Origin of the sequence: Phycicoccus sp. CSK15P-2 (assembly GCF_016888005.1) — a bacterium.
Lineage (GTDB): Bacteria > Actinomycetota > Actinomycetes > Actinomycetales > Dermatophilaceae > Phycicoccus.
In genome coordinates this window covers 21118-34126 of record NZ_JAFDVE010000025.1, presented here as the reverse complement: position 1 = coordinate 34126, position 13009 = coordinate 21118, and the positions used below count along the sequence as shown (strand labels likewise).

Sequence of the window (13009 nt, the reverse complement as noted above, 5' to 3'; positions counted from 1 at the left end):
GTCCAGAGCGAAGGGGGCTGCGTGGCCCGCGGCAGGGCGACCGGGACGCGCCGGGGAGCGGCCGTGCCGGACCGGCCCACGGGCCACGAGCCCCGCGTCACCCGTCACCGGTCACCGCTCACCAGCTCGAGCGGGCGCCTCCGGGACACGCGGAACGCGGGCCACGCCGCGGCGACGACTCCGGCCACGACGGCGACCACGAGGGTCAGGCCCAGACGCGGCCAGGGCATGATGACGGACGGGATCTCGTCGCCGCCGGTCACGTCGATGAGCGCCCAGCCGAAGCCGGACGCGACCGCGATGCCGATCGCCGCCGCGACGAAGGACAGCAGTGCCACCTCGAGCCGCACGATGCGGCGCACCTCCCGGCGACTCGCGCCGACGGCTCGCAGCAGTCCGATCTCTCCCGAGCGTTCGTTGATCGCGAGCGCCGTGGTGTTGGCGACTCCGAGGATCGCGACCATGCCGGCCAGGACGAGCATCCCGTCGACGAACGCGGCGAAGGACGCGATCTCTTCCCCGTTCTTGGCCATGTGCTCGACCTTCGTCTCGAGGAACGACCCCGGGGCGGATGCGACCAGTGCCTGCACCTCCGCCTCGACATCGCCCCTGGCGTCGTCGGCGAGATCGACGAACACCCGGGCGTCGAGCGTGCGGCCGACCGACTCCTCGAGGGTCGCGGAGTCGAGGAAGAACAAGGGGGCCTCGAAACCCCCGGTGCTCCTCGCGACCACGGCGACGATCGGCGCTTCCGCCGTGGATCGTTCGAACTGGATCTCCAGGGTGCTGCCGAGCACCGACGGGTCGGTACCGACGACAGCCACGCCTCCGGCGCTCAGCGCGGCGAGGTCGCCTGCGACGAGATCGAGGTCGAACACGGTGGGCAGTGCTGTGGGGTCGATGCCTCCGACCGACTCCGCCCGACCGGCCACGACACCTTCGGCGCTCGACATCGCCGTCGCCGTGTCGACATCGGGCAGCCCGGCGATCCGGCCTGCCAGAGAGGGGTCGATGGTCGGGAAGTCGGGGGTCGCCGACGTGACGACCAGGTCCGCCCGCAGCCCCTCTCGCACGTCGTTCCCGACCCCGCTCGCCAGGGAGCTCGCGAAGATGGCGAACATCGTCACCAGGGCCGTGCCCAGCATCAGTGCGAGAGCCGTCGATGCCGACCGACGGGGACTCCCCGCGAGGTTGCCCGTGGCGATCGTGCCGGACACCCCGACGACGCGACGTGCAACCACAGCGCTCCAGCGCGCTGCGGTGCTCACGATGGCCGGCCCGCACAGCACGAGCGCCGGGACGATGGCAACCGCGAGGGCCAGCCACGCAGGGCTGGACGCCAGCACGGCGACGGTTCCTCCGACGACGGCCACGGCGGCGAGGACCAGCCCGCTCGCGGTCCGCACCGTGCTCACCGTGCGTGCTTCTGCGGCGCCGTCCCGCAGCGCCTCGATCGGCGGCGTCGCCGCCGCGCGTCGGGCCGGGACCCACGCCGAGAGGATCGTCGCGCCGATCCCGACGGCCGCGGCCACCGAGATCGAGACCGGACTCACGATCGGCGACCCCGGGAGCAGGCTGACCCCGGTGAGCCCGACCACCCAGCGCAACGCACCGACGCCCGCAACCCCCAGCACGAGACCGCCGAGCGTCGCGACCGTGCCGACGAACAACGCCTCGACCACCACCCCACCGAGGACCTGACGCCGTTCCGCGCCGACGGCACGCAGCAGGCCCGACTCCCGTCGACGGCGGGCGACGGTGAGTGTGAATGTGTTGTAGATGATCGTGACGCCGATCAGGATCGCGACCATGGCGAAGGCCAGGAGGAAGACGGTCAGGAACTCCAACGGCGCCGTCGCGGCGTTCTGCATCGTCCGGACCAGGTCGGGACCATCGACGACCTCGGCGTCGGAGAGGGCCGACAGGCGGCCGAGGACCTCGGCGCGGTCTTCCCCGTCCGCGATGTCCACGAGGACCTCGGTGGGCGCCGTGGCGTCGAGCCAGTCGGTCACCGCTGCGTCGGGCAGGAGGACCGTCCGCTGCAACGGAGCAGCGTCCGCCCGGGCGAAGGTCGCGACGCCGGTGACGGTCGCCTCGTGCATTCCTGTCGCGGTCAGGACCTGGACGACGTCACCCGGGGCCGTGTCTCCGTCCGTGGCCAGGGACCGGTCGATGGCTATCTCCCCGGTCTCGGTCGGTGCTCGTCCGCTGACGAGCCGGAAGGGACTGAGCGCGGGGCTCACCACCCAGTTCCGTCCGACGTCGCTGGCCGTCCCGGTCCCCACCGGCGCTCCGTCGACGATCAGCTTCGCGAAGCCGACCCACTGCGGGGAGGCACCGTCGACGCCGTCGACGGCCGCCACGCGGTCGGTGACGTCGGGATCCAGTGACTGCTGCACCGCGCGCTCCGGATCTCCCGGCCCACCGCCCGCCTCGCCGAGTGCGGCGCCCTGGACCACGGCGTCCGTCCCGGCCATCGCCTCGGCGATGTCACTCGCGGCTCGGCCACGCATCGAGTCGGTCAGCACGAGGGTGGCGACGAGGAACGCCACCGACAGCGTGATGGCCATGCCCGTCAGCGCGAACCGACTCCGACTCGCGAACACGCTTCTGGCCGAGGCCCGCACCATCTGCCGCATCTGGCTCATGGCGCCAGGACCTTCATCACGTCGAGCACCGAGTCGGCCGACGGACGGTCCATCACGTCGTGCACCCGGCCGTCGACGACGAAGACGACGTGGTCCGCCCACGCAGCGGCGTGGGGATCGTGGGTGACCATGACGATCGACTGCTCGTGCAGGTCGACCGCTGACCGGAGGAACCCGAGGATCTCCTGTCCGGACCGCGTGTCGAGGTTGCCGGTCGGCTCGTCGGCGAAGACCACCTGCGGCTGCGCGACCAGGGCCCTGGCGACCGCGACCCGTTGCTGCTGGCCGCCCGAGAGCTCCGTCGGCCGATGGTGCATGCGGTCACCGAGCCGCAGCATCGACACGACGCGGTCCAGCACGTCGTCATCCGGCCGACGGCCCGACAGCGTCAACGGCAGACAGATGTTCTCCTCGGCCGAGAGCGTCGCGACGAGGTTGAACGCCTGGAACACGAACCCGACCCGTTCTCGACGCAGGCGTGTCAGCTCACGGTCGTCGAGCGTCGACAGGTCCGTGCCACCGACGAACGCGCGCCCCGACGTCAGGTTCTCCAGACCCGCGACGCAGTGCATCAACGTCGACTTCCCCGAGCCCGAGGGGCCCATCACGGCCGTGAACCTCCCCGTGGGGAACGCGATGGTGACGTCGTCGAGCGCGACGACGGCCGACCGGCCGGCGCCGAAACGCTTGACAGCACCGACGAGCTCGGCCGCGGCAGCCGTCGCGGTGCCCGACAGCACACTCACGGATGACGAGTCGACGACGGTGGGGTTTGGCTGAGGTGACACGGGACCTCCGATGGTTGGGTGGGTGGGTGTCAGGATGACCGCGGACGCAGGGCTCCCGCGTCCACCAGTGGGAGATGAGGGGTACTCGCACGGGAGTACGGGACCCTCGAGCCGCCGAAGCCGGCGCGTCACGACCCGCTGCTGGCCCATCCCGACCGGTGGCTCAGGGCCGAATGCGCGTGCTCGGCTGCACCTTCACGGTGCAGCCGAGCACGGCTGGTGTGCCGCCGCTGGCACGAGGACACGCGGGACGTCTCGGCAGGCCCCGACGCGTCAGACCGTGATGCCGAACAGCTTCTCGGCATTGCGGAACGCGATCTTCTCCTTGTCCTCGCGCGGAAGGTCGACCGCACGGAACCAGTCGGTCCCTTCCTTGATGCTGTCGATGAAGGGATAGTCGGTTGCGAACATCACTCGGTCCACGCTGATGTGCTTCAGCAGCTGGTGGAGCAGGTCGTCCTGGAAGAACGCGCTGGTGGTGAACCAGAAGTTGTCCTGGAAGTACTGCGCGAAGGGCTTCTCGAGCGAGTTCTCGGTCGGGTTGCCCATGTCGTTGGCGATCCGCTCGTAGTAGAACGGAAGGCCTTCGCCCATGTGACCGACGATGACCTTCAGCTTCGGGAACCTGTCGAACACCCCGTACGCGATCATCCGGACGCACTGGATCAGCACCTCCTGGTGCCAGCCGAGCCCGGATCCACTGAAGATGTAGTCCTGGTACTCCTGGGTGTACTCCGACCGCGTCGTGCTGTAGTAGATCTGGAAGATCTCCTCGGCCGGGTAGCCGGGATGCAGGTAGATCGGCACATCGAGAGACTCGGCACGCGCCAGGACGGGCTCGAAGTCGGGATGGTCGAGGAACTTCTTCCCGATGTGTCCATTGGTCAGCGCGCCCAGGAAGCCGTCCTCCCGGACGGAGCGTTCCAGCTCGTCCGCAGCCGCCTCCGGGCTCTGCAAGGGCAGGGTGGCGAAGGCCTGGAAGCGGCCCGGGTAGTCGGCCATCGGCCCCTCCACCAGCTGCCGGTTGAGGCGACGCGCGAAGTCGATGCCCTCCTTTCCCGGGACGTTCTGCACCGATGGCGTGTGCGCAGAGAGGATCTGGACGTCGAGTCCCCCCTCGTCCATGTCACCGATACGGCGTTCACCCAGATCCGCGAGGCCGATCTCCTCGAGAAACGCGATGTGGTCCTCGTTGATGGAGTTCAGCTTCAACAGCTCGGGAGTCGAAAAGGTCTCCTCCGTACCGATGAACTTCAGGTCTCGGTCACGAGCTGAGATGTCCTGCCCACCACTGGACGCGGTCGGGGCCGCGGGGTCGTCATCGCATGACGTGAGTGCCACCGCGGACAATCCGACGCCGGCGCCGAGTGCAGCCGCGCCGGTGAAGAAGCTGCGGCGTCCCACCGACTTTCTTGCTGGGCCTTGTTCGATCGGGTTCATGTCTGGAGGTTCTCCTGTGTTGTGTACGTGAGCTGGCGACGACGGCGTCGAGGCCGGCGTTCGTGAAGCACTCCGTCACTGTGAACGAGAACTCGACGGCCGCCATCCGCTGGAGGGAGGCATCCCGTACTCCCGTGGGAGTACTGAGAGACGCGGGGTGTCCTCGTGCGGGCGGTGCACGGCCTTCACCGGGCCGGATCGGCGCCTTTCGTGGGAGCGCGTGATCCCGCTCCCGACGGGAGATCCGCTGACCGTCCGCGACTCCGGCCTCTCGGCCGCTGGCTCCAGCTCAGGACGGCCACCCGTCCGTCGCGGGGAGTGGAGCGCGTCGCGAACGTGCCACTCCACCCGCCCAGGTCGGAGAAGAGACGGGGCCCCGACCCGCAGACGTACGGGTCGGGGCCACTGCGCTGAGCCCCCTGCCGGAGCCCAACCGACGACCTGTTCATGACGAGAGCGTTCCTGGCTCATCCCAGTCAAGGGTGTAGGCGACGCGCGTAGGGAGCTGATCCTGACGCGCGACATTCAGACCCAACTCCTACACCCTCAATTGGGATGAGCCGCGTTCCTGCCCGTTCGCCGCTGACCTCGTCGGCGAGAACATCGCGTCCTGCGACGGCTGGGGGAAGGTGACCGAGAGTCGTTGCTCCGCGAGCGGGGGCACAAACGGCGCACTCCTGACCGCCGACCCGATAGCGGAGCCGGACGCGCCCACGGAGCGGACGGGTCGAGGGCCGGAGGCCATCGCGGAGCGACGCGCAGCGCCCTGAGGTCGATGGTTGGCCCTCAAGAACACCCTTGCGACCCCCTGCAACCTGGCTCCCTGCCAACTCGTATCCCTGCTGCACTCCCCCCACAAGGGGCTACCTCCGGCTCGCGTCATCCCGGTGATATCCTGACCTTGATATCGAACGAGAGAGGTGTCAGGTGGAGCAGATCCTGATTCGCAACCTGCCCACGGGCACCAAGGCCGCCCTGCGGGCCCGCGCCGAGGCGCATCACCGATCGGTGGAGGCCGAGGCTCGCGAGATCCTCGCCGACGCGGTCGGCCGTGAGCCGGCGACGATGGTCGACCTCCTCGCCGCTGACGACGGCGTCGAGATCGACTTCGAGCCCGACCGCCTCGGCCTGACGTCCCGGACCGCGCCACTGTGAGGTTCCTGCTGGACACCAACGTGGTGTCCGCCCTGCGCGTGCGTGGACGCCACCCGCAGGTCGAGGCCTGGTCCGCGAGCATCTCGGTGGCCGATCAGTACGTCTCGGCCCTGACCGTCGCGGAGATCGAGCGCGGCGTGGTCGCCAAGGAGCGCACCGACCCCTCCCAAGGCGCCGTCCTGCGTCGATGGCTCGAGGAGCGCGTCCTGCCCGCGTTCACCGACCGCGTCCTGCCCTTCGACCTCGCGGCCGCCCGGGTCCTGGCGAGCTACCCCGTCCCCGACCAAGCACCGCTGGATGACGCGCTCATCGCCGCCATCGCCCAATCCGCCGAGATGACCGTCGCCACCCGCAACACCAAACACTTCAAGCCCCTGGGCGTGAAGTACGTCAACCCGTGGAGCCACCCCACTCCATAGCGACGCGTCGCCGCGCTACGTGCGCCGGGTGCGATCACGCCAGAGGGCGATGCCAACGACGACCGTGACGGCAAGCCCCGCCAAGAGCACGGGGTAGCCCGGCCCAGGCAGCGGGACAAGCGCTCCTCCGATAACCATCAGCGCCAGACCCAAGAGCAGGACGATTCTCACCACGCCGACATTCTGCCGCGCTGGTGAAGAGCCGAGTCGTCAATTGCTGAGAGACACCGCGGACTGCTGCACTTCGCCGCGAGTCGACCGCCACGTAGGCCGGGTTCTGGTCGGTATTCGGCACCATTGCAGCTATGCGGATCTCGGCGATCGTGGAGTGGGGCGAAGGGCACCTTCACCAGCCGGCGACTCCGGCCGCGATCCAGGCACTGGAGGCATCCCTCGGCCATGCTCTGCCGTTGGAGCTTCGTGAGCTGCTGTCGCAGTCGGATGGCATCGAAGGCGAATACGATCTAGGTCTCGTGTGGAGCGCCGAGCGCATCGCCTCCGACAACGCTCACTTCCGCACCGACTCCGACATAGCCACCCTCTACATGCCTTTCAGCGGTCTGGTCTTCTTTGCCGACGCAGGCAACGGCGATCAATTCTTCATGAGCCTCAGCGGCAATCACGAGGTCTACGTCTGGGACCACGAGAGCGACAGCCGGACCTGGGTAGCCGCCACTGTGCTCGGGTATCTCGAGGCGTGGATGCGAGGGGAACTGACCATCTAATCCGCAGACCGCCGGAGAGACGCCGTCGGCGCCACAGGGTGCTGGCTACTTGCGTCTAACCGCCGCCACAGGGCTACCGCTGCCCCGAGCTACCGCGGGCGATAGACATCCGCGCGGTGCTCGATCGCGATGATCGTCACCGGGTCACTGACGCGGTAGATGACCCGGAAGTCTCCGCGCCGGGCGCTGTGAAGACCTTCGAGTTCGAAGCGGAGCGGCTTGCCCACTCGGCGCGGGTTCTCGGCCAGCGCCCCGTAGTGGAACTCGACGACCGCGGCCGCGACCTTCTCCGGAAGCCGGACCAACGCCCGCTTGGACGTCGGCGTCCACGCGATGTCCACGAAGCGCCTCAGCTGCGCAGCAGCGCGAGGGCCTCGTCCTTGCTCAGCGTCTGTGCCTCGCCGGCGCCCGCCTCGGCGAGGCTGTCGCGGATCTGCTCCAGAAGACGCGGCTTGCCCATGACGTCGAGGGTCTCCTCGAGCGACTCGAGGTCGTCGACGGACACGACGACAGCAGCCGGCCGGCCGTGCTTGGTGATGACGACCCGGCCGTGCTCACGCTCGACCTGATCGACCACCTCGGACAGCCGGTTCTTCACGTCCTTGAGTGCCATCTGGCCGTCGTTCGTCATGGCCACAAGTGTAGCCACAAATGCCTACGGCAGGGCGTTGGGACGTCATGGGACGTCTCGCTCGCTGCAGGACGTCCAGAAGCGTCCCGTGAGGGGGTGGGAACGTCACCGACGGAGGTCCTTCATGGATGGTCAGACACAGCCCACACCAGGAGGAGCCATGCGGACCCAGCCCTCGACGACCCCGCGTGACGCGATGCCCGTCCGCCGCGAGCGGGCCATCACCGTGGGCTGGGCGAGCCGCCGGGCGGTCACATGTCCTGTGGACACCACTTCGGCAACGGCCGATGGCGGGGCCGCGGCCGGACACGTACCGGCTCTCACCTGCGAAGACTGCTGCGCCACCGCTTCATCTGCGGTGGCCAGGGAGGCTGTGGACAGTCGTTCGGCAACGGTACCGGCGGCGAGAAGAATCGGCCCGGGGAGGACACCATGCCCGAGCTGTCGACCATCGAGGAGGTCGCCGAGCGCCTGCGCGTCAAGGTGCTGACGATCCGTTGGCTGCGCCAAGAGGGCCGGTTTCCGTCGGGCGCTGCGCTCGGGCGAGTGGTTCGACCCCCGCCGCGGGCGCATTCCGCTGTCGGCGCTGCACCCTGAGTGGTCGAGGTCGCGCAGTGCGCTGAAGCGCAAGACCCGTGAGGCCGACGAGTCGGCGTGGCGTCACCACATCGAGCCGAGGTTCGGCGGCGCTCCCCTGACGACGATCACCCGCGCCCAGGTCGCCCACTGGGTTGGCGGGCTCGTCGAGGGTTGCTGCTCGACCGCGACCGCGAACCGCTACCTGAGCACACTGCGGTGCATGCTCGCCTTCGCCGTTGCCGACGGCCGGCTCGCCCGCAATGTCGCCACGGGTGTGCCACTGCCGCGAGGTGCGAAGGTCCGGCGCGAGGGAGGGGTTCCTCACGCTCGACGAGCTGCACGCGTTGGTGACCGCCGCGACGGGCCGGGACGCCGACGTCGTCACCGTGCTGGGCCTGTGCGGCCTGCGGTGGGGTGAGCTGGCCGGCCTCCAGGTAGGCGATGTCGTCCAAGTGCCCGGCCCCGGCCTCCGTCTGCAGCGAGCGGTGCTGGCCAGTAGTCACGACGGCAGCCTCTACGTCGACTCGCTCAAGGGCCGCCGGGCCCGGACCGTCCCCCTCCCAGCCGCGGCACACGAGGTCGTCCAGCGTTGGGCGGACGGCCGGGCCGCCGACGAGTGGCTCTTCGCCGCTCCCGAGGGCGGGCCCCTCAGCGAGTCGAACTGGAAGCGGTCGATCGGCTGGGCCCGGGCCACGGACGCAATCGGGCGGCCCACCCTGCGACCGCACGACCTCCGGCACACGGCGGCCTCCATCTGGCTCGGCGCCGGCGCCGACTCGAAAGTCGTCCAGCGGATCCTGGGGCACGCGTCGGCCGCGATGACGATGGACCTCTACGGCCACCTCGTCGACAAGAACCTGTGGGAGGCGGCCGACCGGGTCGGGGGCACACCGGGCACACGAGGCCGTCGAGGGGAACGCAAAGGCCCCCTCGACCGGGATCGAGGGGGCCTGACCTGCTGTGCTGCGTGGAGCCGCCTGTCGGAATCGAACCGACGACCTATTCATTACGAGTGAATCGCTCTGGCCGACTGAGCTAAGGCGGCGTGCGCCCGACCGCGGCCGGGCACGGACGCCGAGTATACGGAGCCGAGGCCCGGCAGGGCGAATCCGGGTCGCAACCGCACACCCCGCGACGGGCGGCTCAGCAGCGCAGGCCGTCCTTCGGGACGGTGCCCTCGAGGAAGTAGGCGTCCACGGCGCCGTCCACGCACCCGTTGCTCCGGGTGTAGGCCGTGTGGCCGTCACCGTCGAACGTGATGAGCGCCGCGTCGTCGAGCTGGTCGCGCAGCCGGACGGCCCACTCGTACGGTGTCGCCGGGTCACGCGTCGTCCCGATGACGACGACCGGCTGGGCGCCCGTGGCGCTCACCGGGTGCGGCACGCCGGTGGGCTCGGCCGGCCAGAAGCCACACGGCAGCGAGCTCCACATGAGGTAGCGGCCCCAGGTGGGCGCCTCCTCCTCGGCCGCGTCGGCCTGGGCCTGGTGCTCCTCGAGGCTGTTCGACTCCGGCTTGTCGAGGCAGTTGACCGCGTAGATGACCTCCATGATGTTGCCCGAGTAGCTGCCGCCGGGGTTGCGGTCGGCGTACTGGTCGGCGAGCTCCATCAGCGAGGTGCCGTCACCGGCCAGCGCCTCGTCCATCGCGTCGACGAGCACCTGCCAGGAGCCCTGGTCGTACATCGCCGCCGCGATGCCGAGTGACGCCCAGCCCTCGGTGAGCTGCGGTACCGAGCCGTCCCCGGTGCGCTGCAGCGGCTTCTCGTCGACGTCGGCGAGGAAGCCGCGCAGGTTCTCCATCACGCCCTTCACCGAGTCACCGAGGGGGCAGTCGCCCTCGTCGACGCAGAACTTCGCCCAGGTGCGCGTGGCGAGCTCGAAGCCCTTCGCCTGGCCGAGGTTGATCTCCTCGGCCGTGAGGTCCGGCGCGACGACGCCGTCGAGCACGAACCGGCCGACGTGCTCGGGGAAGAGGTCGGCGTACGTGGCTCCGAGGTAGGTGCCGTACGACTTGCCGAGGTAGGTGAGCTGCTCCTCCCCCAGGGCCGCCCGCAGGATGTCGAGGTCACGGGCGGCGTCCTCGGTGGAGACGTGCGGCAGGAGCGGACCGGCGTTCGTGGCGCACGCCCTCGCGAACCCCTCCGCCGTCGCCGCGAAGGACTGCTCCTCGGCGTCGTCGTCCGGTGTGGGGTCGCCCGCGAGGAAGGCGTCGAGCTGGGTGTCGGTGAGGCAGTCGATGGGCGCCGAGCGGCCGACCCCTCGGGGGTCGAAGCCGACGACGTCGTAGGCCTGGCGCACCTTCTGGCCGACGATGAAGTCGGCGGCGCGGGCGTAGTCGACCCCCGACCCGCCCGGCCCGCCCGGGTTGACGACGAGCGAACCGACCCGAGCCGAGGACTTGGCGGCGCGGACCCGCAGCACCGAGATCTCGATGGTCGCGCCCGTCGGCGCGTCGTAGTCGACCGGGACGGTGAGCGCGGCGCACTCTGCACCCGAGCAGTCGCTCCAGTCGAGGCGCTGGCCGTAGAAGCGGTCGAGGCCGGTCGTGCCCGACGGCGGGGGCTGCGGGGTCACCGTGACCGACGGCCTGCCCTGGACGCGGTCCCGGACGCCGTCGACGAGCGAGCATCCCGACAGGCCGGTGAGCACCGCCAGCGCGCCCGCGACGACGGTGAGGCGGCGCTGGGTCATGGCCGCACGATAGGCGAGCGACCCCGGGGACCACCTGCGCTCATGGTCACGATCCGGCAGCGATCGACCGGACGACCTCGCGTCCGCCCCGACGTCCCGCCCGTGCGGGTGCCCGAGCCCACGCGCGGGGCCGTCAGCTCGGCAGCCGGAGGTCGAGGGCCATCGCCTCGAGCGCCAGCAGCGGCGCGACGTTGGCACCGATCCGCTCCCGAGCGGTGCCGACCGCGTCCATCGCCCCGAGGAGCTGCTCGGCGGTGAGGACCTCGGCGACCCGGGTGACGACCTGCCTGCTGTCCTCGTTGACCAGCCCCGCCCCCGCACCGGAGCGCACGACGAGCGCGTCGCGGTACACCGACAGGAGGTCGACGAGGGCGCGGTCGACGACGTCGCGGGTGAACCGGGTGGCCCTGGCCTTCTGCTCCCGCTCCAGGGCGCTCACCTGGGAGCGGACGTGCGGCGGCTGCGTGCGCGCCGTGGGGTCGGCCCCGAGGATCTCGAGCAGCCGCTCCTTCTCGGCGGCGTCCCGCTCCCCCGAGGCCGCCGCCGACTCCTCCTGGGCGATGGTCATGATGTCCTGGGCCGCGCCGACGGCCTCGCCGACGCCCGTGATCCTCATGGCCATCGTGATGACGTCGTGGCGGCGGATCCGGGCGTGCTCGTCGCGGGCGAGGCGCCGTGCCAGCCCGACGTGCGACTGCGCGGCCCGGGCCGCGTACAGCGCCATCGGGCGCTCGGCCCCGTCCCGGCGCACGAGGAGGTCCGCGACCGCCTCGACCGACGGTGTCCGCAGCCGCACGTGCCGGGACCGCGAGCGGATCGTGATGATGACGTCCTCGACCGACGGCGCGCAGAGCATCCACACGGTGCGTGGAGCCGGCTCCTCGAGCGCCTTGAGCAGGGCGTCGGCGGCCCGCTCGGTGAGCCGGTCGGCGTCCTCGACGACGATGACGCGGTAGCGCCCGACGCTCGGCCGGTGCGCCGCGAGCGCGACGAGGTCGCGGGCCTGCTCGACCTTGATCGACAGGCCCTCGGTGGCGATGACGTCGACGTCGGCGTGCGTGGCGTCGAGGGCGGTGCGGCACTCCCGGCACTCGCCGCACCCGCCCTGCGGGCACAGCAGGGCCGCGGCGAACGCCCGCGCGGCCACGGAGCGGCCGGAGCCGGGTGGTCCGGTGAAGAGCCAGGCGTGGGTCATCGCGGCCGGCTCGCGGACCGCCTGCTCGAGGGTGGCGACGGCGCGCTCCTGCCCGACGACGTCGCGCCAGACGCTCATGCCGAGGCCTCCGGCCGGGCCCCGCCCAGCGTCTCGAACCGCGCGAGCACCGCCGCGTGGACGTCCTCGGGGGCCGCCGTGCCGTCGACGACGAGGTAGCGCTGCGGGTTGCCCCGGGCCGTCGCGAGGAAGTGCTCGCGGATGGCCGCGTGGAAGGCGTCCGCCTCGGACTCGAGCCGGTCGTGGACCTCGCCGCGGCGGCGGCGCCCCTCCTCGGGCGGCACGTCGACGACGACGGTGAGATCGGGGACGAGGTGGCCGACGGCCCACATCTGGAGGTCGTGGACCTCGCCGGCGCCGAGGTCCCGGCCCGCGCCCTGGTAGGCGACCGACGAGTCGGTGTAGCGGTCGGTGAGGACGACCTGCCCGGCGGCGAGCGCCGGACGGATGACGAGGTCGACGTGGTGCGCCTTGTCGGCGGCGAAGAGCAGGGCCTCCGCGCGCGGCGAGACGTGGTCGCCGTGGAGGACGAGGTCGCGGATGGCGGCACCCAGCTCGGTGCCCCCCGGCTGGCGGGTGACGAGGACCTCGCGCCCGGCCTCGCACAGCGCGTCGGCGAGGAGGCGCACCTGGGTCGACTTCCCCGCACCGTCACCGCCCTCGAAGGCGATGAACACCCCGTCCCGTCCGCTCACGCCGCCGAGCCTAGACCGCCGCCCC

General features: G+C 70.8%; 13 protein-coding genes, 1 tRNA gene and 1 pseudogene. 6 read left to right on the top strand and 9 right to left on the bottom strand.

The genetic code is table 11. The annotated features are described in order from the left end of the window. Positions 1-104: 104 nt before the first annotated feature. The 3 genes from JQN72_RS14940 to JQN72_RS14930 all read right to left on the bottom strand — a co-directional run bounded on the left by JQN72_RS14940 (position 105) and on the right by JQN72_RS14930 (position 4876). Positions 105-2570: an FtsX-like permease family protein gene (locus JQN72_RS14940; RefSeq protein ID WP_204135927.1), complete on the bottom strand. Its 2466-nt coding sequence runs from the start codon at positions 2568-2570 to the stop codon at positions 105-107. A gap of 74 nt (positions 2571-2644) precedes the next feature. After that, positions 2645-3394 (bottom strand): ABC transporter ATP-binding protein, encoded by a 750-nt coding sequence (locus JQN72_RS14935; RefSeq protein ID WP_307812718.1) that lies wholly within the window; start codon positions 3392-3394, stop codon positions 2645-2647. Between the two features lie 315 nt (positions 3395-3709). Next, positions 3710-4876, bottom strand: a complete 1167-nt coding sequence (locus tag JQN72_RS14930; protein WP_204135925.1) for an amidohydrolase family protein — start codon at positions 4874-4876, stop codon at positions 3710-3712. 927 nt (positions 4877-5803) lie between these two features. On the opposite strand from JQN72_RS14930, the gene JQN72_RS14925 reads away from it, so the two are divergent. From JQN72_RS14925 to JQN72_RS14915, 3 genes are all read left to right on the top strand, one after another. After that, complete coding sequence (locus JQN72_RS14925) at positions 5804-6031, top strand: Arc family DNA-binding protein (RefSeq protein ID WP_204135924.1); 228 nt, start codon at positions 5804-5806, stop codon at positions 6029-6031. After that, a complete protein-coding gene (locus tag JQN72_RS14920; protein WP_204135923.1) occupies positions 6028-6450 on the top strand; it encodes a type II toxin-antitoxin system VapC family toxin in 423 nt (140 codons plus the stop codon). Before JQN72_RS14925 ends, JQN72_RS14920 begins: the two co-directional genes overlap by 4 nt. Before the next feature lie 305 nt (positions 6451-6755). After that, positions 6756-7175 carry an SMI1/KNR4 family protein gene (locus JQN72_RS14915; RefSeq protein WP_204135922.1) on the top strand — a complete coding sequence of 140 codons (420 nt, stop codon included), beginning with the start codon at positions 6756-6758 and terminating at the stop codon, positions 7173-7175. Between the two features lie 89 nt (positions 7176-7264). On the opposite strand, the gene JQN72_RS14910 is transcribed toward JQN72_RS14915, so the two are convergent. Both JQN72_RS14910 and JQN72_RS14905 read right to left on the bottom strand, forming a co-directional pair. After that, a complete protein-coding gene (locus JQN72_RS14910) occupies positions 7265-7516 on the bottom strand; it encodes a type II toxin-antitoxin system RelE/ParE family toxin (RefSeq protein WP_307812716.1) in 252 nt (83 codons plus the stop codon). 8 nt (positions 7517-7524) lie between these two features. Continuing rightward, the gene (locus JQN72_RS14905) at positions 7525-7806 is read right to left on the bottom strand and encodes a type II toxin-antitoxin system Phd/YefM family antitoxin (protein ID WP_239100705.1); all 282 of its coding nucleotides are present in this window, start codon (positions 7804-7806) and stop codon (positions 7525-7527) included. A gap of 432 nt (positions 7807-8238) precedes the next feature. Here JQN72_RS14905 and JQN72_RS14900 point away from each other — a divergent pair, with 432 nt between their 5' ends. The 3 genes and pseudogenes from JQN72_RS14900 to JQN72_RS19080 all read left to right on the top strand — a co-directional run bounded on the left by JQN72_RS14900 (position 8239) and on the right by JQN72_RS19080 (position 9401). Next, positions 8239-8403: a hypothetical protein gene (locus tag JQN72_RS14900; RefSeq protein WP_204135921.1), complete on the top strand. Its 165-nt coding sequence runs from the start codon at positions 8239-8241 to the stop codon at positions 8401-8403. Continuing rightward, positions 8339-8533: pseudogene (locus JQN72_RS19085) on the top strand (hypothetical protein); the annotation flags it as partial. The gene JQN72_RS14900 and the pseudogene JQN72_RS19085, both read left to right, overlap by 65 nt. 112 nt (positions 8534-8645) lie before the next feature. After that, positions 8646-9401: a site-specific integrase gene (locus JQN72_RS19080; protein WP_204136009.1), complete on the top strand. Its 756-nt coding sequence runs from the start codon at positions 8646-8648 to the stop codon at positions 9399-9401. Here the strand turns inward: JQN72_RS19080 and JQN72_RS14890 are convergent. The 4 genes from JQN72_RS14890 to tmk all read right to left on the bottom strand — a co-directional run bounded on the left by JQN72_RS14890 (position 9354) and on the right by tmk (position 12984). Further along, positions 9354-9430 (bottom strand) — tRNA-Thr (locus JQN72_RS14890). The genes JQN72_RS19080 and JQN72_RS14890 overlap by 48 nt on opposite strands. A gap of 98 nt (positions 9431-9528) precedes the next feature. Further along, positions 9529-11076, bottom strand: coding sequence for an alpha/beta hydrolase (locus JQN72_RS14885; protein WP_204135920.1), 1548 nt, complete (start codon positions 11074-11076; stop codon positions 9529-9531). Positions 11077-11209: 133 nt separating this feature from the next. Then, complete coding sequence (locus JQN72_RS14880) at positions 11210-12349, bottom strand: DNA polymerase III subunit delta' (RefSeq protein WP_204135919.1); 1140 nt, start codon at positions 12347-12349, stop codon at positions 11210-11212. Further along, a complete protein-coding gene (tmk, locus tag JQN72_RS14875) occupies positions 12346-12984 on the bottom strand; it encodes a dTMP kinase (protein ID WP_204135918.1) in 639 nt (212 codons plus the stop codon). Before tmk ends, JQN72_RS14880 begins: the two co-directional genes overlap by 4 nt. Positions 12985-13009 lie beyond the last annotated feature (25 nt).